At 36.7% G+C, this 20,288-nt stretch carries 9 protein-coding genes; all 9 read right to left on the reverse strand.

The window, feature by feature from the left end; all coding sequences use genetic code 11:
- Window positions 1–140: 140 nt before the first annotated feature.
- The 9 genes from ABYD77_RS05140 to ABYD77_RS05180 all read right to left on the reverse strand — a co-directional run bounded on the left by ABYD77_RS05140 (window position 141) and on the right by ABYD77_RS05180 (window position 20,272).
- On the reverse strand, window positions 141–4,103 hold the full coding sequence (locus tag ABYD77_RS05140; RefSeq protein WP_372767656.1) for a hypothetical protein: 3,963 nt from the start codon (window positions 4,101–4,103) through the stop codon (window positions 141–143).
- Window positions 4,096–8,676 (reverse strand): hypothetical protein, encoded by a 4,581-nt coding sequence (locus ABYD77_RS05145; RefSeq protein ID WP_372767658.1) that lies wholly within the window; start codon window positions 8,674–8,676, stop codon window positions 4,096–4,098. Before ABYD77_RS05145 ends, ABYD77_RS05140 begins: the two co-directional genes overlap by 8 nt.
- Window positions 8,658–9,506: a hypothetical protein gene (locus ABYD77_RS05150; RefSeq protein ID WP_372767660.1), complete on the reverse strand. Its 849-nt coding sequence runs from the start codon at window positions 9,504–9,506 to the stop codon at window positions 8,658–8,660. The genes ABYD77_RS05145 and ABYD77_RS05150 overlap by 19 nt, the downstream gene beginning before the upstream one ends.
- Window positions 9,490–11,910 carry a hypothetical protein gene (locus tag ABYD77_RS05155; protein ID WP_372767662.1) on the reverse strand — a complete coding sequence of 807 codons (2,421 nt, stop codon included), beginning with the start codon at window positions 11,908–11,910 and terminating at the stop codon, window positions 9,490–9,492. The genes ABYD77_RS05150 and ABYD77_RS05155 overlap by 17 nt, the downstream gene beginning before the upstream one ends.
- On the reverse strand, window positions 11,910–15,089 hold the full coding sequence (locus ABYD77_RS05160; RefSeq protein WP_372767664.1) for a poly-gamma-glutamate biosynthesis protein PgsC/CapC: 3,180 nt from the start codon (window positions 15,087–15,089) through the stop codon (window positions 11,910–11,912). Before ABYD77_RS05160 ends, ABYD77_RS05155 begins: the two co-directional genes overlap by 1 nt.
- A complete protein-coding gene (locus ABYD77_RS05165; protein ID WP_372767666.1) occupies window positions 15,082–15,450 on the reverse strand; it encodes a response regulator in 369 nt (122 codons plus the stop codon). The genes ABYD77_RS05160 and ABYD77_RS05165 overlap by 8 nt, the downstream gene beginning before the upstream one ends.
- Window positions 15,443–17,965, reverse strand: a complete 2,523-nt coding sequence (locus tag ABYD77_RS05170; RefSeq protein ID WP_372767668.1) for a hypothetical protein — start codon at window positions 17,963–17,965, stop codon at window positions 15,443–15,445. The genes ABYD77_RS05165 and ABYD77_RS05170 overlap by 8 nt, the downstream gene beginning before the upstream one ends.
- 491 nt (window positions 17,966–18,456) lie before the next feature.
- On the reverse strand, window positions 18,457–19,614 hold the full coding sequence (locus tag ABYD77_RS05175) for a hypothetical protein (RefSeq protein WP_372767670.1): 1,158 nt from the start codon (window positions 19,612–19,614) through the stop codon (window positions 18,457–18,459).
- A complete protein-coding gene (locus tag ABYD77_RS05180) occupies window positions 19,601–20,272 on the reverse strand; it encodes a response regulator transcription factor (protein ID WP_372767672.1) in 672 nt (223 codons plus the stop codon). Before ABYD77_RS05180 ends, ABYD77_RS05175 begins: the two co-directional genes overlap by 14 nt.
- Between the last annotated feature and the right edge of the window lie 16 nt (window positions 20,273–20,288).

The raw sequence follows: 20,288 nt of genomic DNA on the forward strand, positions 1-20,288 counted from the left end.
TAAACGTATAATGCTTCTATCAATGTAAGTTAAATTTAGTTAGCTAATCTCTGCTGCACTTTATTTTTATTGGCTTAGCATTAGAAAATTAATCGTTCTGTTACATCCATTAAGGGGTAGAATCTAACTGTAGTTTAAATTTACTTTAGCCAGCCACCTTTTTGTCTCTTATTTATTGTTTTCAGCATGTTAGCCGCTTTATTAAAACTAATTCTTTGCTGAGATAGGTCTTCGAGTACCTTTCTAGCAATGTACCCTCGCTTAATGGCATCGAATACATCTAACACACCTTCTAAACTTGCAGTGATTATTTTCAGCCAACGAGCTGTTGATTTCGATTCGTTACTCACGCTCTGATATTTTTCAAGTTTATTGTTCAACTGCTTCAATATGATTTGTGTACTTTCTGTTTGACAGCGATTTGATACCATTAAAGCAGGTAATGCATTTTTGATGGATTCTAACTCTAAGGTATTAATGGTTTCAGCATCATTAATTGCTGCTAAGTTTGATTCAATAGTAAAGTTATTTATGTCGTTAATATAGGTGAGCTGCTGATAAGTAAATTGCCACTGCTGCCACTGATAAACAAACTCTAATCCAGGGCCTTTAATATTTTGTAATCCTAGTATGTCAATTTTGTAGCCCGTTGGCATATTTTTAATAATCAACTGATTCAATTCATTACCAGTAATAAAGTAATTTTCAACAATAATAAATTTGGCTAGGAAAATGCGTGTTAAGATTCTTTTGATATTTTCAATTTCTTTCTCAATTGGCAGTAGACGAGCCTTTTCAGTTGATGTTGATGAATTATACTGATTAAGCAACTTTTGGCATTGTTCGTAACATTCATCTTGATAATCGTATGGTGTAAGAAAGTCTATAAAATCTCGGCAAGTGGAATTTAAATGTTCGAAATTTACTACTTCGGCAAACCGCTTGTTTAATCGCAACGCCCATTCTTCTTCAGCAAACAGCAAAAAGCCATCAAGATTACTACCTATTAAAATGTGTTTGTAGGCTGAAAAATCATTGGCTACGAGTGCCGCAAATACTTTGGAACGAGGTACGCGATCAGCGCGATTATTTATCAATGTAATTCTTAATTCATCATCAGCAGGAGAATGATTAAACCTGATTCGGTTCCAGTTAGATATTGCTCCGTAGCGCTCATTTGCAGAAAATCCATTAATAAAGCGTAGTTGGCGACCTTGACATGTTGCGTAAGGAAAGGTTTGTAAAACGCCAATATCAGCAATTACATTATCGGCCATATGTTTTATTGCATAGCATTTATCTATCTGAAACTCATCGGCCATAGCAGCAACAAGTGCGATATTTGCTGGGTGTTCTTGGTAAGGAAATCTATCGAGCAAATCTACCGGAATGCATGATATATCTAGCCAAGTTACAGCACGTAGCTTGCTCTTTTTTCTTTCTGATTCGGCTTGAAGGTAAGGCAACATGTTTTCTTCTGTTGTCCAAGCTTGACTATTTTTCGATATAAACTTAGCAATAGTCTGAGGTATATCAATCCCCGCAGGTCCTTGAAGATCCTCATGGTCAGGAAAGCAATTTGTGATTGTAACCAAGTCATCTCTCATCCATTGCTGCTGTAATATGTCGATAAATTTAGGTGTCAAGCCCATGCACTCCCAGCAAAGTACATCTACGCCAAGATTGGCACTGAGTTTTGTAACAAATGCTTGTTCCCAGATAGTTGCTTTATCATATGGTCGAAAAAGAAACATTTCTTTAAGCGTCCCATTTCTCCCTGCATAAAGAAACATTGCTTCACAGCCTGTAGTTTTTGATACAATCGATAACCCTAGAGAGTTGATCAATGCGGCTTTGAGTCGTTCTGTACCGGATTTCCCTCTGGTTCCCCAACCACCAATCACCGTTGGAATTTTGGCCCTTGCTACTTTAATTTTATGATTGAGCCAAATATGGCTACCCCAAAAAATACTGACCATTCCAGCAGAAAATACTAGGATATGTTGAATACTGTTTTGATAAATAGAAACGAAATATTTTTGCAAATCACTGTAAAAGGTAATCCACATTGTTGGCCAACTAAAACTAAAGAATTTATTAGCCGCAGATATAGTGCTTATTTTTTCAGATATGACATCCGCTTCAGCATTTGATTCTGCTTGGTATCCGCTAAAGCTTACATCAAAACCCAAAAGTCTCATTTCGTCGATATATCTCTTTGGAGAAAACGCATCATTAAACTGCCAATTCCTTAAGTATGCGTAGTAGCTGAATCTAAATGTCAGTATGATCCTCATATAAAGTCTTTTGAACGGGTTATTTGGCGGAGTGATTTTAGTGATACCTGTAACATGAAATATTTCGATTGGTTTACTCGGCCAACCTTGATCTAAGCAAGAGATAAATTGATCCACTAGCGGTAGAAAAGGGCGCCAATGACCTTCCTTTTCGATATGTAACGGCTCACCAGGCACCTTAGTAGGGCTGACCTCTGCTAAATTATGTGATGGTATATACAAATGCTCGGTGTAAATTCTGCCTATAGTGTGTGTGTGGTGTTGGCGTTTATCTGTCGCGGGGTGCATAAATTCATGATATAAACGCCATAATCTGAAACCGAATCTTTCTCCCTTTCTTAAGCTGTTATTACTGATTTCGAGAGAAAAACCATTTTGGTTGTTTGCTGCCAGCCACCGTTTACCTTGTTCTGTTTGCAATGCCCGTTTTTGGGCTTTACTTAAACGTATTTTTCGTAATGATTGTCTACTGAGTAATGGTGACAATAGCTTAGATAATTCTCTTTGTGAATTTGCCCATATTTTTTCACGCGATTGAATTAGATAATATTGCGATAACTCGTTACTTTTTTGTAAGCTAAGCTTTGATAAGGTTTGATAAACGGATGCTTCAATATTATCCTCATCCGCGTTAAGTTTGTGTACGGCAAGTGCACTTTCAAGCCCTTTCAAACATGCTCGGATCCGCACAGGACTTTGTTGATTGGCCAAGCAAGACAAAATGAGATTGACAGAATCAAGTTCAAAAACAAGATAGGGGATTTGGCTTATAAACAAATTAAACACCGCATCACTTTTATCATTACAAAGACAATCAATATACTTTTGAAAGCCTTGGCTATCGCTCATGACGGGAAGAGCTTTGATGCAGCTTTGCCTTACAAGATCACTATCATCAGATATTAACGTCTCATATAAGTCTTTTATTGGTGTAAAGTAGTAATGGTAAATCGATATAAGCTCTGGCACAGCGGCTTTAAAAAATATCTCATCTTTATTATCAATGTACTCTTTTGTTTGAATACGTTTTTCTATCAGTTCTTTTGCCTGCTTTATATCAATCACAGCGAGCAACTTTAACGCTTCAATTTGCAGTTCAATCGGTAGACTTTTATCTAATGCAAAGCGGTAGCTATAGCGCATTACTTCTGGCGACAGAAAAGTAAAATTATTAACAGAAATGAGTTGCGAAGATTCGCTCAGACATTTAAACCCGGCAATTTGCAGCCTCGGTTCATAAGTGTATTTTAGCCATTCGAAAAGGTGATTTTCAAAATTGAACTGCTGCCAAAAAGTTAATAAATTTTCAATTTTACTATGTTCGGCAATACTCTCAAAATAATACCGAATTCGGTTGAGCAAAAATGTCGCCTCAAACTCCTTATCTTGAATTTTTTTTTGCCAACGCTCGTTTGCTGCCTGTTGATCAAACCAACGATTAAAAGCTTTTTTGTCACCCTTAATATTTGTAGCGCCTAAGTTTAAACAAAACTCAATAATGAGGCTTTGTTGCCTTGCTGCGCTCTTTTCTTCATGAAAATCCATAACAAATTTTTTATGCAGTTGTCGTAGATTGACAATTGCTTGATGCACTAGAGTAAGTCGCATTAGCGAAAACTCTAAGTATGAAATCACTCTCTGCTTTTGACTTAAGTCTTGCCAAAAAGGTTGGCTTTTAAGCCAATCGGATGCGAGAGAATCGATAAAATGCGCATAGCTATTTAACCAAAAGTTAGCGAGTCCTGCCTGCAACTCCTTTTTAATAAAGTGTTTTTTTCGTTTGGGTTGTTTAATAAATTTAATCAAAATGTGCGCCTCTGTTTAGCATATACGCTTGGTGCTTAATTGCTCTGAAGCGATGTTGATCAGGAAGATAATCTCGTAAACCTCTACCTTGAGTATTGGAGAAAGATATTGATAAACCTATAAAATTTTCTTTTTGGAAATTATCGTATTGGTAAGATAGTCCAAACGCTAACCGTTTGTTACCAAGCCAAGTATGCCAGAGTAGATGTGATTTGAACCTCATCGTGTCATACTCGGATGTGCGATTGATATCTTGTTTAAAAACGCGATACTCAATTTCACTTTGAAATTCAACTTGGTGATAGAACAGCCTCATACCCAGATCCATATGTGCATTGTCAATCCACTTAGACTCTCCAATAGGGTTGCTGTTGATTTGTAATGTTGAAAACACCTCAAAATCATTTTTTAGTTTCCATCGAAGGGTATCGCTGATCTGTATACCATTTTTGTGATTGTCTTTATATTCGCTAATCACACTGCTACTAAATGGTGTGTAATCTGAAACTTCACTGTGGTTCCGATACCAAGCGTTTAGTCTGAATTTGTTGATATAACGTTCAAACCAATCATGCTGCCACTCAAATTGACTAGATGCTTTTAAATAAGTAACACGAGAATGGTCAACATAGCTTTTTTGTGCACCAAGCTGAATTTTAGTGTACCAGCCTGGTTCGGATAGCCAATTTAACTCTGATAATTTTTTATAAGTACGAAAACCCGCATAAAAATTGGGGTAAAGTCTACCAGTAAAGGTTTTAACACCACCTTGAATTTGATAGTACAGACCTGACTCTTGCTTTTGGGTATAGTAAAGTGAGAGATTGTTGCTAGTTTCTGTTTGTGTAAATAGCTCATCGTCATCTTTTGCTTGAGACCATTGGTATTTTCCACCGTAGGTATAAGGGGTAAATTCAGGAAGCGCATTAATTGTTCCATTAAACTCGGTATTTTTCGGAAATAAAGTGTACTTTTCAGGTTTTGAAAGAGAAGAGAGATATTGAGAAGACGTTTTATCACTAACTAGAGTTGCGTTATTGTGTGTCAAGGATGGGAGCAAACGATAGACTCTGTGACCTAGGAAGTGGGGATTACTGTTGAACCAGCTAAAAAACCCTTTAGTTACGTATCTAATATCACTGCTGTGAATACCATTACGTGAATATGAGTCAATTCTTATCCAGTTTGGTTCAGCAAAGAAAAACTGTATCGGAGTGTGCTCAGTTGATTGGTATAATCTCCTATTACTTGCGATGTTTACATCAACCCAGTTACCTTGAATTAGCTTTTGTAATTGACTTTGTACTTTACCAATAGGGTTGTTGGTGTTGTTATGTACGCTTAGATTTATTTCTTGTATACCATTGAATTTTGGTAGATTGACATAAATAGAAGTGTCAGCACTAATGTTTGTTTTGGTAATTAATTTATTATTGGAGAGAATCGTGACTGCTGCCTCACTTGTATTTGAGAATAGACTTTGTAAGTGATTAAGCTTAATTCTGTATTGCCCTTCTATGGAGTTCTCAATGTTATAAGTGAGTATTTGACCTATGTGCAAGTCATCACTTGTATTTTTGTAATGGGTAAAAAATAAATTTTTCTTAGGTGTGTTAACGTCAATATAGGGTGCGTTAGTATTAAAATTGTATATGCCGCTAGTTTGAATTGGGTTTTTAACTATTTGCCACTCGGTAAAGCGTTCTATACGGCTTTGTATTTTCGACAAAGCATTAATAAATGAGGTTTCCTCGCTTTTTCCTGATAATACCAGCGCGGAGTTTAACTTTTTAACTAAGTGATTTAATGAAAGCAATGATCGGGATGTTTCATAGTCATACTGAATTTGCCATAACTCTGTTAACACATCATGATATTCTGTCTCAACCACCGTTAATCTTTGGTTTATTTGCTCAAGCGCTCGTTCGTGCTTATAGATACAGTTAAGCGTTTTATTGTCATATTTTGATAATGCGAGTGAAGGCGGCAAGCATTGCGCTGTTTCGACCCAAGACTCTTGAACCTGCTCAATTACTTCAACAGCGTAACTATCATTGTTAGACTCAATCTCAATCACATCACCTTTAACAACCTTGAGCTTTATATGCATGTTTAAAGAGAAGCGCCCTTGTTTAGAAATTAAATTGGGATTGATATAATTGGTTTTATTAAAGGGGATTTGGTAACGCATCTTATTGATTCTTACCGTGAGCCAATCATCGTTAATGGTCCTATCTTTGGCTAGCAATCGTATCGATAAAGTAAGCATGGTAGAAGTGGAGCTAGTTATCTCTATTTTACCTTTGGCGGGCAAAAAATACGCGAGGTAATCTAATTGCCTGCTTACGTTGGTGATTGGTAAAAGTTGCGTAAATGCTATGGATGAGAATACCGGTACTGTATTTTTTTGAACCAGACTAGTATTGCTAGTTGTTGATGATAAAGAGCTTTTACGCTCTTCGGGTAATATCAATGTATTTGCTATTAGTGAAAATAATTCGTCATATACACTGTTTTTTTTACTTGCAATGAATTGCTCAGCACTATCTTGACTAATTCGGCTTTCATCAAACAATGCAAAAAGCGAATATAGATGCTGACGGTTTTTTAAAAAGGTGCGAGCTAATAAGAAGTCTGTCTGGATATTTTTCGATGCAGTAAAAGCCAATAATTGAAGTAGTAAAGGATGTTGATTATTTTCAACGAAGCGATGAACCAATTGCTTTGTCGCAAACTCAATAATATTTCTATTCGGGTGATAGAGTGTGAGCGCTTTTAAAATGTTTACTGCATAGTGTTCCATCCCCAATTTCTGTAATTCAGTTACCAAACTCAACCAATATTGTTCTTCATCTGATTTTATTGTCGTTAATAGGGAAAAAATAAGTTCGTATTCCTTAAAAGTATCAGTTTCGTTTGTGAGTTTAATAAAATCAGTATTGATCGGTAATTGTTGGCTTTCACCTGTAATTACAGGATGCCATATGTGTTTAGGCAATGAAGTCTGCCAAGATTCACTTAAATACTGCCTGTATTTAAGATAGTTAGTATATTGCTGGAGGTGTAGCCTGTTGTTAGGTTCATTCAGTAATGTTTTAATATCAATTGAGTTGAGTTTTGCATCGCTTGCCACTTGATAGTGAACTTTAAAATGTGTTTGTTGAGCAAAACGCAACTGAAAGGTTTTTTGTCTAGCAGGTAAAGGCAGTTGTATTGTTGAAACGAGGTGATGAGTTTTTTGCTTGTCTACTCGCCAGTTCATTTCCGTCAACTGCGACTCGATGGACGTCAAATTAAGTTTATACAGCCGTTTATTGTTGGCCCATAATTCAACTATAGCCGATTCTTGCCCATGAGCTTGGACTGAGGAAGGAACGATAAATTCAAATTTTATTTGGTTTGATATCGCGTCTTTACCTATAGTAACGTCAACCTTCTGCTGAGCTGAACTTTTAAAAAACACCTGTCTCTTAAATGTGTTTTTCAACTTAATTAAAACATTGTCATCCATTTGCAATTTGGGCACTTCATGCTCCCAAAGATGAGTTGCCCACCGAATATGAGTTGCTTGCAGGGCATGCCTGACGAGGGGGATGTCACTTTCAATTGCAGGCACTTTATACGAAGTGCGAAGAGGAGGTTTGTTAACGTTTTCCACAGATGAAATATGCGTGTTGGCGGCTATGCCTAAACGGTTTGCCCTTAAAAAATCGTCACGGAGTTTTTGTAATGCGGGTTCTGCATATTTGGCAAAATTGCTGTTAAAGAACCAATCATTTTTTAACCGTGCCTGCCTTACCAGTGAACTATTATTGAAGACAGAATATGTTGCAGGCGATATGCTTTTTGAGGGGTTACCCATAAGAATAGGTCTAGACACAATATAAGGTAGGTCCACATCACTTTTCCAACTTGCGGAACTGAACTGTGTTTTACTCAGTCTGATTAATGTATCTTTACTCCGAAATACGACCGATTGACTTTCATCTTCAATGTCACTTTTTGGCTGAGCGAATTGGCTGACCACCCAGTCATCAAATTCAAAAGGCATATTGTTTTTGGCAATCCCGTATTCGGTTGTTTGGTTATTGGCAGAGAGCACTGTTGTTGGATGATGAATCTGCCAGTATAAGGGTAGAAATGGTCTCAACGTTTTTGGCTTGGCTAACAAGCTGCTCACTGTGGCGGTTTGCGTGCCAGTATTTGAAATTTTAACTACTAAACTTTTATCAAACTGATTTATCAATTTAGCGTGCTTATCAAGCGAGATATTTTGCCAGATCCCAGGTGCATAAGAATAACTTAATAGGAGGTTTTGAGGCTCATTATTTCTCACACCAAGCCACAGTTCGTGTGCAAATGGGAGTGAAAAATAAAGCTCTTTACCTGCATCAATATTGAAGTCATTGCTATATTCTGACGTAATTTTACCCTTTGAAACGGTCAAACCGTTTATCGCAAAGGCATCATAGGTATCATTAAAAGAGCCTGATTTCGTACTTAGAGCAGGAAAACTCAGGAAAGCTAGAATAGTCGAGACGATAAATATATTGCTTATTGATCTACTAAACATCGAGCTATCCCTGTTGCTAAGTTATTATTCAAGATAAACTCCCTTGCTTCGAGGGGGAGCTCTATATGGATAAATTCAACCTTGCTTTGTGTTATATTTATCTGCTTTGCGACAGAGTTTTTAGTCGCGCCAAGCTCAAAAACTTCACGACCATAGAGTCTTGCTAGCAGTTTAAAGTTACTGCTAAAACAAGATTGCAGCTGGTACAGGTATTTGCTTGGTATCACAGTGCCGTTACTCAAAATGAGGTCGGCCCCTTTAGCTGCTTCAGTATGACGTTTACTTTTGGCAAAACCATGAATTTGAAATACTCGGCCATGAAATCTTGAAGACAAAAACGCTTCGGTTATCGCATTAAATAAGGATAGGGTTTGCTTACTCATATCTGCATGTTCAGTCGAATATCGGTGTGCTTGATTAAATTGTAATACGTCAAATAGTCCAGTATTGAACATTTCAACTGCAATATCTAAGGTGAGCTTGTCATGGTATTGATGTGGAACTTGTAAAATGTTGAGTGAAAAGTCAGATGCCTTTTGACTGAGGGTTAACGTGTTAAGAATAATCACACCTACCTCTTTTTCTCGGTGTGAAAAAGACTGATAAGGAGCGTCTCTGAATAACAATGGTAGTGTCTTGCTGTTGGAAGGTTGTAAATATGTAGGTGTGTTTTTTTTGCCTTCAAGTATGGCTACAAGATCATCTGTCGTGAGCATGTATTCTTGCTCAGATAATCTGAAATTGTTGTTTATGCTATCATTGTCAGCACTACTAATAGCTGACGATAATAATAGGAAGACAACAAAAATAAGACTAATGATCTTGATCATAACGGTACCGTTTTATTTGTTCTTGATTAGCAAGCCGTTGTTGTGAAATAGCTAAATAAATCTTGTCGCTTGATTTAACTTTTAGGATAAACTCCTTATTATCGATATCCTCTCGCAAAGGATAAATAAAATTAATTTTAGTATTAAATGTTGTATTGCTACTGAGCTTAACTGCAATATCCGTTGGGTGCATTCTTAGAGAATAGTGCATTTTTTCAAGAGTAGCTTCTTTCTGTAATAGCTTGTCATGTTTTGTTGCACTGATTTCAAGATCGATCACAACCCGTTTATTAGTTTGTTTTTCTTCACTTAATACGGTAAATGACAACAGTTCTCTCGCTTGTTGTTTCGTTACTTTCAGTTCTTGCCACGTGTTGGCCGGTAAACTCATTATTTGTTTTTTTACGAGTTTATTAGGCGTTCTTATATTAGTTGAGTCATTAATAAACCATTGCTCTTCCCCTTTATCTATCGATAGAAGACCGATTGGTTTAGGCAGTATACTAGTAAGCTCGATAACCCCCCATCGACCGGCAATGTAAAATGGTGGTTGTGGTTGGTTGTTAAACGACCAAGACACCGCTTTCGGTTGATTGTCTTGTCTAATATAAAACAATTGATTGTTTTGCTGTTGTTGCTGGTTAAGATGGTGATTATTCGCGAGTCTGAAAAACTCATTAAGCTGGGGAGAGTGTTCCTTGAGAGTAATCGATGAATTTTGCTCTAGAATGGGTTGTTCTATTATCGCTTCTTCAATAACTAGTTTGGCGTTACGTCTTTGATTATCCTTGAGCAAAGAGTGATATTCTGGTTTGTCACTTATGGTGTAACGCTCAGATAGTGGTTGATGGTATACCTTAAGCATTTGGATGGATCCGGTTTCGACAAAGGTTTCGAAATTATTTGGTTGTATGGCAAACCAGTCTGGTATAGCTTCGTCAAAATCAAACCAGTCACGCTTTTGTTCAGGTAAATATCGGTAACTTGCTTTTGAAGGTATTCGCGTAGCGGCTGAAACTAAGATGTTGGTCGGAGCTGAGATTGCAATATGAGTGATATCTCGTTTGAGTTCAAGAAAGCTTTCAGCAGGTAAGGATAACCATTGTGAAAAGTCATAACCTGACAATTGCTTGTACGTATCTGTTTCTGTTGATAGTTTGATAACTTCATGATCTACAACAATATCGTTATTCATTATTTCAATTTTTGCATGATTTGGTAATTCTGTTTCTGTTTCTGTATTACTGATACTTCTAATACTCACTTTTAGAGGTGTCAATGAAGGTGTTGAGTGTTTCACATCAAATTGTATTTTTTTATCTGGCCTTACCAAGTAGGTAGGGATGAAGTGCTCATGTTCTTCTAGTTTTACCTCATCACTGTACATTGCCATGTAAGCGGGAACAGATGAATTAAACGTTACTAAACCAGGAGCTAGTTTAAGCTTGTGTTTAACCTGAGGTTTGTTGAATGACATTATGATTTTGTCAGTTTGGTTATCATTGAGATTATAGTGATGCATGGTAATTTGCCAATTGTGCTGCTCTAGGTTATGTTCGGCATGGAGGTAATAGTCTCCTGATTGCGCAATTGGCATGGTCACTGTTTTATATACATCACTCAGATGTGAATACGCCTTGTCCATTACGGCTTTTTCGACAGTAAACTCCCTTGGTACAGTGAAGTAATTAATTATTTTATAACTATTGTTACCTTCAGGTATCAGTGGTTGCCAGCGAAATTTTGCAAGGTTAGCTTTTTCCTGTTTGGTTAAGTGGCTGCGATCAAATGGATAACTTTCGGTAAGATTCGCTTTTTGTGTTTCAGATAAACGTTGCCAAACATCTATCGGAGCAACGCGCGTACTCCGTATGACGTGTTGATATACTTGAAAGCCTACAAAATCTATAAAATCGGATTTACTGAGTACATCTAACTCAACCAAACTACAATTCTCTGGTATCTCATAATGCAAGCGACGCAGATCTGAGATCTGGAGAGTTTCATTATCAATTTTTTCTAAAAATGCAGCTGGAATTAATACGTCAGAGTCAACAATTGTTACGTCATTTTGTTTATTAATCGAAAACGATAATTTCTCTGAGATTATGTCTGAGCGACACGTTATATTTAAGGCCACTTTAAAATCAAATGGCTTATGTTTCGCAACTTTTGATTTTGTCGCGGCTATAAAGGTCAACATTATTTTTCGAGGTGATTGGGTAAGTGCGAAACTCAAAGGCTTATCATGTTTGTGGTACATTTTTGCACTTTTAAGCGTTACGCCATTGGGTAACGCGTAGGGGATTTCAGTTAACGATTGCGAACCTTCACTTCGTAAAAACCACAAAATAACGACTGATGGCAGCAAGATATAAAATAATACAAGCCCGATGATGCGCATTATAATCCTCTCTTTATCAGTTGTTTATCGTGTGCTAAAAGCCATAATTCACGGTTTTGAATAAACTCTCGAATACTAGTTTCGCTGTGGTATGTTCTTATATCATTACGCAGAGAGTTTATGTTTATTGCAGCAACAGTGAGATCAAATTCATTTTTAACGAGAATAAACTGTTGCAGAGAGGTTTGTTCTAGTAAATATTCCAGTTTCAGTGGCTTGGCTGCTGCTATCGCATTTTGTAAGTCATGTAAGTTTTGTGTTTTCGCATAGGCAGTTAAATGAGAGATTAATGTTGTGTCAACAGCATCGGAATTTTGCGGTTGGCTGAATGGGTGTTCGTGTAATTCACTGCGATGAATTTGTAAACCGAGTAACTTTGCGTGCGACATTTCTACCCTGGTTGACAGGCTGGCTTGAAAGTGTGAGCGTGTTAATGGTGAAGACCATAAAGTCACAAAATTTTTATTGTCGAGGAAGTTTAAATACAGACTTTGTTGATTGTTGCTGACGTAATAGGGTCCGGATTCTATATCGCTAGCAACAAACTTATAGCTCAACCCTAAACTCGATAAATGATTTGTCAGCTCGGCTAATTCAGGTGACTGTGAACGATTTATACTTTGCCAGGTACTAATCAAGATATCTTGTTTTGGCATTGGACGGCTTGGAGTGAAGGAAAAGCCTCTAATTTGAATAGGAAAGAGTGGGTTTTGTCTGTATTCGTGCATTAAGCTTATATGAGTCACATGAAAAACGGTTTTATTGTTTCCAATTGCAGTCACATTACTTGAACCGTCGGTATTGGCGAGCGGATGACTTCCTGCCAACAATAAGTAACTGGCATTTAACTTCTCAAATAGAAAGATGCCAAACTCGAAGCTGGACTTTTCATAAAATGGGTTGGGCACTTGAATAAAGGCGTTTGAGGTGGCATTGAGGTTGATTAGTAAGCTAGCCCAATTTTTTCTCTTCTGCGTATTAGTTTGAGGGGCTGCTTGTTCCAACATTAAATATTCTTTGCCATTGTTAATCGTGGTAATCCTACTGAATTGATAATCTAAACTCCCTGCCATTCGGTTAAGCTGGGCTAAATTTGCTTCGGCTTGTAATGTCCAGCCTGATTGCTTAAATTCTTCAAGCCATTTCGTGAAAGGCAAAAGAATATCTTGTTGTAAAAACAATAACTGAGCATTGCTTGGCTTGATATAACTATTGCTGCCTTTAGATGCTACAAGCTCTTTGTTTTTTAATAACCAAGCTATCAAGTAACTGTCCGTACTTTTAGTTTCATACTTTTCATTTTGTGTTTGGAGTACTTGAATTCTGGATATTATTTGATTAATGCGATCGCCATTTAGCTTAAGCTCGGCGAAGCCAAAGCCATCATGTTGCCACTGTGGGTTATGTGCTTGGGTTGGCCATGTAAAAGATAAATTAGGTATAGATTCAGTAATTAGTTGAATTGGTAGGGAAGGGGGAAGTGAACGATTAACATTAATAATATTTATAAAGCGGTCATTTTTCGCCTGTAAGTTTTTTCGTTTTTGAGCCAGTTTTAACTCGCTTCTAATTTGCAGAGTATCTTTGTTTGAGACCGATTTGTGAGCAAGATGGAAAAACCCTGTTTCTAAATGCGAGTCAAAAATATAGTTTGAATTACTATCTGTAAAGTTTGTTAAATCTAAAAAAAGCGCTTTCGCTTGAACCCGCTGATAAAGCGCAAATCCTAAATAATCAGCAGAAACTTCTTGCCGTGCTTGAGGCACTTCAATTACCAGTTGGCTTTGTGGCTTAGTGTTAAAAAGGAAGAAGCCTATACCTTTTACGTGAATCGCAATATGGTTGTCAGCGGTATATAAAATGTCAAATGTCGATGTGTCTGGCACCTCTATTTCACGTTTTTGTGTTAATGATAAATCACTAATCTGACTAATCATTTGCTGAAAAATAAGCAGTTGTTGTTGTGAGATATGACGGGGATCATTGCTCAAATCAGTGGTGTTAGCTCTCAGCTCTTGATAAATTTGTAATGCAGTTTGGTTTGAATGAATGACTGGCTTTTGCTGTTTTAAAATAAGATTAAACGCTTTATTTTCAGGTAAGTAGGTTAGTGAAAATCCAATTAATGAAGCGACAGCAATGCCCGCCATCGAGGTTATTACAGTAGCTGTTGTCATTTGATAGACGATGTTTTTTTGAAAAACTTTCACAGCAATAAGTGTGCTTACGATATAACCAAAGCCATAGTAGTCTGTAATTTTTAAACTTGGTGCATAATATAATATGATCCAGCCAAGGATAATTTTGTAGATAAAGCCAACGTTAAAAAACACAAGTATTAACGCCCCACCTTCAATATTTTGATGTTTTAATACAGGTGAGTTGAGCAGTAGTTTTCCAAAAATTAAAATTATGATGGCCTCGACAAAGGTGAATAGCAATTTTTCCGGTTGATACCATTGCAGTGCCAACAGTGCAGGGATCAAAATACCATTAAACTCCCAGCCAAATTTTAAATTCATTCTGGATGCTATAAATGCCGTGGTGAGTAAAATAATGTAGGCTTTGGGGCTGGAGAGTAAGGAAGTTGCTAAATCTTCATACATGTAATTTAATCCAGCAACACTGAAGTTAGTGAAAGGAATGAGTAGAAAAGTGATAATTAAATATGTTAATCCTAAATTAAGAGTGAGCGCTTTTATCCCCTTTATCGCTCCCCCCATCCACATTTGATTGGCAATCAGTGCAACAATAATTAAGCCAAATGATTGTAAATGGTTCTCAAGCTGAAAACCTTTATACTCATCACCAAGCCAGAGTACGACTTCTGGGAGAAAATAAAAATCCATGCCGATCCGCACTAATACAGAGATAAGAATCAATGCAAAAAATCGATCGCGACCAAACATTTCGGCATAACCCAGTTTCACAAGTAATTTAGTGCCGAACAGGTAAGCAATGATATAAGTGATAAGCGCTTCAGTAAGCACAACACCAGCACTTATAGGTTTAACAAAAAAAAGAGGTACTAGATAGCCAGGCACGACCAAGCCAGCTAATGTAGTGCCTAAGCGGGCATTTAAAAAAACAACAACGACTACACCTATCCATACGGTAGTGATAATGGAGCTTTGAAGCGCGCCTATCGGGAAAATGGTCAATTCAAAAAAATTACCCATGCACTAACTCTTGCGCTGCATTTAGTTGTTCTAACGTGAGCGGTTTTTCAAAAACGGCTAAAACGTACTCCATTGCCTTAAATTTTAATAAATCATCACTATCATTGCATGAGGTGAATATGATGGTTGGTGTGGATTTTGACTGTCGTGAATAAAACGCATTAAAGTCATCAAATTGTGTTTCCTTTGATTGAGATGTATCAATCAACAGAAAGTCAAATTTTTGCTTTTGCATTGCTTCTTGGGCTTCATCATAAGTTGTTGTTATCTCTACCTGATTAACATGTTTTGACAACCACATCTCTAACAACATTGCCAAGGACAGATCGTTTTCGACCAAAAGTACAGTTAGGTTATTCATCAAAATCAATCCCTGGTAATACAAATGAAATGCGATAACCTTCCCCAATCTTGGTTTTCAATCTACAAATATTATTATCTTGATTAAAAAACGATATAAAATGTAAGCAATTCCCAAGCAGTGAACTGATATCTTGCACCTCGTGATTTTTTAATTGTTCAAGGAAGGAATTTGATACACCATACCCTGTGTTGGTTATTTTTAAATAAATATAACTGCCATGCTTTAGTGTTACATATTTACTTTGAATACAGATACTTTTTGGTACGACACAGTCTTCAGCCAGCAATTTAAGGAGCGACGAAATTAGTTGCCTAAAACGTTGAACTTGCCCAATACACAAAGATTGCCCGGTGAATTTTTTTTCTATGTTGAGCTCAATGCGATTTTGTTTTGATACAGTTATTATTGATTCGATCTCATCGCTCAGTATTTGTTGTGGTGAAAAAGGGATACTAGAGTCGTTTCTTGCTTTGGTTACTTCATTTAAAAAGTAATGCGTTCCGATGGTGAGTTTTGCTGATTGCTCTAATTTGTTTTGAATAAGATAATGCAAATAAGTAAGTTCAGGATCGTCAATACGCTGCTCCATTTGAAGAATACTCAACTGAATTGCAGAGAGAGAGTTTTTCATTTTTTCGAGATAATTGTTATATAAACCGCGCTCAATTGTTTGATGATTAACTAGTTCACCCATATCAAAAAATTCACACATTAATCCAGATGATGTTATGTCTTTTTTGAGCTTATTTTCGCTATCACTTAACAGTGTACTCAAAGTGAGTATATAGGCGCTGCCGTGTAAATTGACAATTGTGGTATATTGCTCCGCACTATTGTTTAAAGTGAGATGTCGAAAAATATGTCTGATAGAGTCTTCGGACTCTTTCATAAATTGTTTAAGGAAATGGAAAGCGTTGTTATCAAATAATTGAATTTGATAACGTTGTGCCAGTCTTTCCATAGACGTATTTACTTCTAATACATGACCAAACAAGTCAAATACAATCGCCGCATCGTTCATGGTGTAGAATATTTGCCTGAAAAAGTTTTGCGATTCGAGTAAGGCACCAACACTATGATTAAGCTCTTTCTCACACATTGAGTTTTTTTTACTTTTAAGAAAATTCGCTAGTGGGTTTTGCTTATTAGTCTCACTAAGTTGTTTTTGGTAAATTAAGCTACTAATTTTTTTAGCAAATAACTCAATTATGCTAATAAGGTTGATGATGTTGTTACTCTTGGGACTAATGATCGTTAAGGCCCAAAATCCCATTACTTGATCGTTTTTAATAAATGGCACAATAAGTTCAATTTCTTCGGGATCTACGTGTTTAAAATATTTGCGATTGGGTGAGATACATCTTCGCTTTTTGATGGCAGACAAGTAAGGTTCACGCTCATAATCTCGTCTCATTTCATTGATATCATCCAATTGGCAATTGAACGCGCTAATTTCTTTTAGTCGATGATCTTTCTTTACTTTTTGGAGGAAAATACTTTTTTGTAAATTTAAACTCTGTGTGACCAAATTGGTAATATCTAGCCAAAAGTCATTGTCTATTTTGTGTTCTAATAAGCTCGGTTGGATCGATTGCTTTATTTGAGAATTAAGATCAACCAGTGTGTGTTGTAAATGAGAGTGTTTTTGCTTTAGTTGGATGAAATTAAAAACGCCAAGGCATAGTATTAACTCTGTTATGTTAGGTAATAGATTAAGCGTTTGTTGAATTATTGGCAGAGTTACTAATAATAAGCCATTTAAGCTAATAGAATAATAAAAATAGCGTTTAGATGTGATACTGCTCAGTATTAAAAATAGTAAAATGCCCATTCCCGTAAAGGTCATAATATTAATCTTAATAGGTAATACGCTGTAATAACGTGCCTGTTTCGCTGCAAATATAGCAGCAGCATGATATTGAATAAGGTGCCAGCCAATATTGCCCTCGTTGTTTGGTGGGGTAATGTTAAATCCCTCCAGTTCAAGTTGAGAGGTTAAAAATATGTTCTTGCCTTTTAATGTTCTGATGGGCTCTGCGAGCGTTTGGAATTGTTGTTCATTGAAGATTGCTGTACTGATAGGAACTGAGGCAAAGTTAATATAGTGATTTCGTAAATTAAAACCCAATGCTGAAGTTGGGCTATCGAAAGATGAGGTTGCAGTAATGTATTGTCCGACAAACTCTCTATTAACGCCAAACAACTTGGGAATGGGCAATAGATAGCCTGCACTTGGTTGCCAAGATGTTTTCTCACTTAGCCTTAAGCTACCACTATTGTTATTTATAACGACCGGTATTTTTATGGTGTTGATCTTGAACTCTTCAATCAGAGCATGCTGTTCATGGGAGAGAGGTTTGTCTGCTAACACCCAAAAGGTTTGATTTGCATGTGGTGTTACTGTAGAGAGAATGTGGCGAGTATTTTGAGTTGTCTCTATTATCACTGAATGTTGGGGCGCATCGAGAGAGGTGGTTTGTGCAATTTGATCATTTATGTGCAAGTTAAACATCAAATTTAGGCGGCTAAACTCGAGGCTCAGATAAGCTAAAACATAGATGACTAAAGCGATTAATAGATACCGACTAATTGCCCAATGATGCATTCATTTCTCTGATTATTATGCAAAGATTATTTATTAAAACAATAGTTTAAAAAGTATAATATGTCAGATTACATTTATGATTTAACGCAAATAGAATTCAATTTTAAGCGGTAAAACAGGCGCTATGGCTTACAATTTACGGCATAAACTTCGCCATAATACATAATTAGTATGAGCCAAATAAATGTGCACTTACCATCAGGTATGATCAGACTATCTATCGTAGATTAATGAGTGGTTGCTGTAGTACCTCTTTTTGAGCGACTTCAAATCAAACCCCTTAGTGATGAATAATTTAAGGGTTAATCAATGCAACTACTCACCTAATATATTTTGTTACAAGAAAATATTTTAGGCCGCTTTGATCTAATGTTTGGTAAATACATTCGCAGATTTTGTTAGTTTTTCATAAGTAGTAATGAATAATGGGTTTCACTAGAGCGCTGCTGAAACGTTAACCCCGCTTTGCAAGCTAATGCATCAATGATAAACGTGCCTATGCCAAAGTTACCTTCAGAGTTCGGCTTGGGATTGATACGATTAGTAAAAATAATCGATTGTTCAGAAATGGAAATTGAGAGTACACCTTCACCATATTTTTGAAAGTTGGTTTCGATCTGTGAAATGAGTAACTCAAATTCTCGATCACTCAATAGAATTAAAAAGGGAGAGGGGTCTATGGATAGTGACAGCGATGAATTGGTTGTGTTTCGCCACTTTTCTAACTCTTTGACCACATCAATTTCGACAATGTGTGTTTCATTGTCATTCACCCACAGAGACAATATCGTATTAGCAAGTTTAACGGTCTTTTGTTGAGTCTTTTTTAGTTCATCAATATGATTTAGCACTTGCTCAGTTAAACTATCAATATGATCGAATTGTGCTAACTGATGACCAAGCAAAGTTAGCGGGTGACGAATTTCATGGCTGAGGAAACTCGAAAAAGATTTTTCTCTCGATACGGCCTGGTGTTCGTTAGATATGGCTTCTAGTGTTAATTGTTTAGCCGTTTCTAGTTCACTAAATCGTAATGGTGAATGACAATCACCAGCATTGATATGTTTAACAAAGAGTGCCATTTGACTGTCTAATTCATGGAGTATTGTTGACAACCATAACGCGAATGAAAGCATACCTAAAAGACAAATTAACAGCAAAATAGGACGTATATCAAGGGTAGCGTTTTTGTCAAATTGGTGCGCAGCGTAAATCGTTGGGGAGTTGATAGTGTCACGATATGCTAATAAATAATTATCATGGTACTCAGTCGTTATTAAATAAACATGATTGTGTTTTGTCACTTCTGAGAATTGTTTTCTAATTGATACTGGTATGTCATCTAGATTGTCGCTAACAAAACGGGAGTGAGATTGAACTTTCTGACCGTTTTCGGCGAAGTGCTGCGCGTCATCAAATAAATAAAACTCAGAAGTGTGATCTAACGCAAACCAATACAATGTGGTTGCTGTTGCTGCTAGCAATATACTGAATAACGTAAAGGGCAATAGTATGTTGCGATTTAAAAAATGTCTTAACGGTTTAGCACTTTTCACGCAGTAAGACTCCTATGCCTTTGAGTGTATGTAAAAGCGGTTTTTCATTTGGCTTGCTTAAATTGCTTCTTAATCGACTGATGAGCGTTTTATACATATCAGAAGAGACATCCTGATCGGGCCATAATGTTTCAAGAATAATCCTTTTATCTACTGGATGCGGGAAATACTCAATGAGCAATTGTAATAATTGCCATTGCTGAGGTGATAAAGTGATAGGTCGTTGGTGCCGCATCGCAATACGCTGATTTAGGTTTACGTTTAGGTCAGCTAATAGAAATGATTGTGATACAGTATTGATTTTTTTAGCCTTAAGTAACTTTAGCCTGATACTCAACTCTGCAAGTTCAAAGGGTTTTGTCAAATAATCTAAAGCACCGAGCGAAAATGCTTTAAGTTTACTTTGTAACTGATGTTCAGCTGTTAAAAACAAAAGCGGTGTATTTGGATGTGTCTTTGCAAAATGTTCAGCGAGAGAAAAACCAAGACCATCGGGTAAGCCAATGTCTAACACGATAGCATCATAATTTTGCTGCTCGGCAATGTGTTTAGCGCTGTATAAATTGTCGGCATAATCTACATCAATACCTTCATTGTTTAAAAAGGTAATTGTGCATGCTGCAAGTTGCCTATCATCCTCAACTATTAAAACTAGCATTTCAGTACTCTTATCG

The organism is Pseudoalteromonas sp. (assembly GCF_041629635.1).
Taxonomy (GTDB): Bacteria; Pseudomonadota; Gammaproteobacteria; order Enterobacterales; family Alteromonadaceae; genus Pseudoalteromonas.

What these genes read in the sequence shown, in the direction of transcription:
- ABYD77_RS05145 (WP_372767658.1), bottom strand. Translation starts at nt 8,676, where the DNA reads ATGTTTAGTAGATCAATAAGCAATATATTTATCGTCTCGACTATTCTA.
- ABYD77_RS05150 (WP_372767660.1), bottom strand. Translation starts at nt 9,506, where the DNA reads ATGATCAAGATCATTAGTCTTATTTTTGTTGTCTTCCTATTATTATCG.
- ABYD77_RS05155 (WP_372767662.1), bottom strand. Translation starts at nt 11,910, where the DNA reads ATGCGCATCATCGGGCTTGTATTATTTTATATCTTGCTGCCATCAGTC.
- ABYD77_RS05160 (WP_372767664.1), bottom strand. Translation starts at nt 15,089, where the DNA reads ATGGGTAATTTTTTTGAATTGACCATTTTCCCGATAGGCGCGCTTCAA.
- ABYD77_RS05165 (WP_372767666.1), bottom strand. Translation starts at nt 15,450, where the DNA reads ATGAATAACCTAACTGTACTTTTGGTCGAAAACGATCTGTCCTTGGCA.
- ABYD77_RS05170 (WP_372767668.1), bottom strand. Translation starts at nt 17,965, where the DNA reads ATGTTTAACTTGCACATAAATGATCAAATTGCACAAACCACCTCTCTC.
- ABYD77_RS05180 (WP_372767672.1), bottom strand. Translation starts at nt 20,272, where the DNA reads ATGCTAGTTTTAATAGTTGAGGATGATAGGCAACTTGCAGCATGCACA.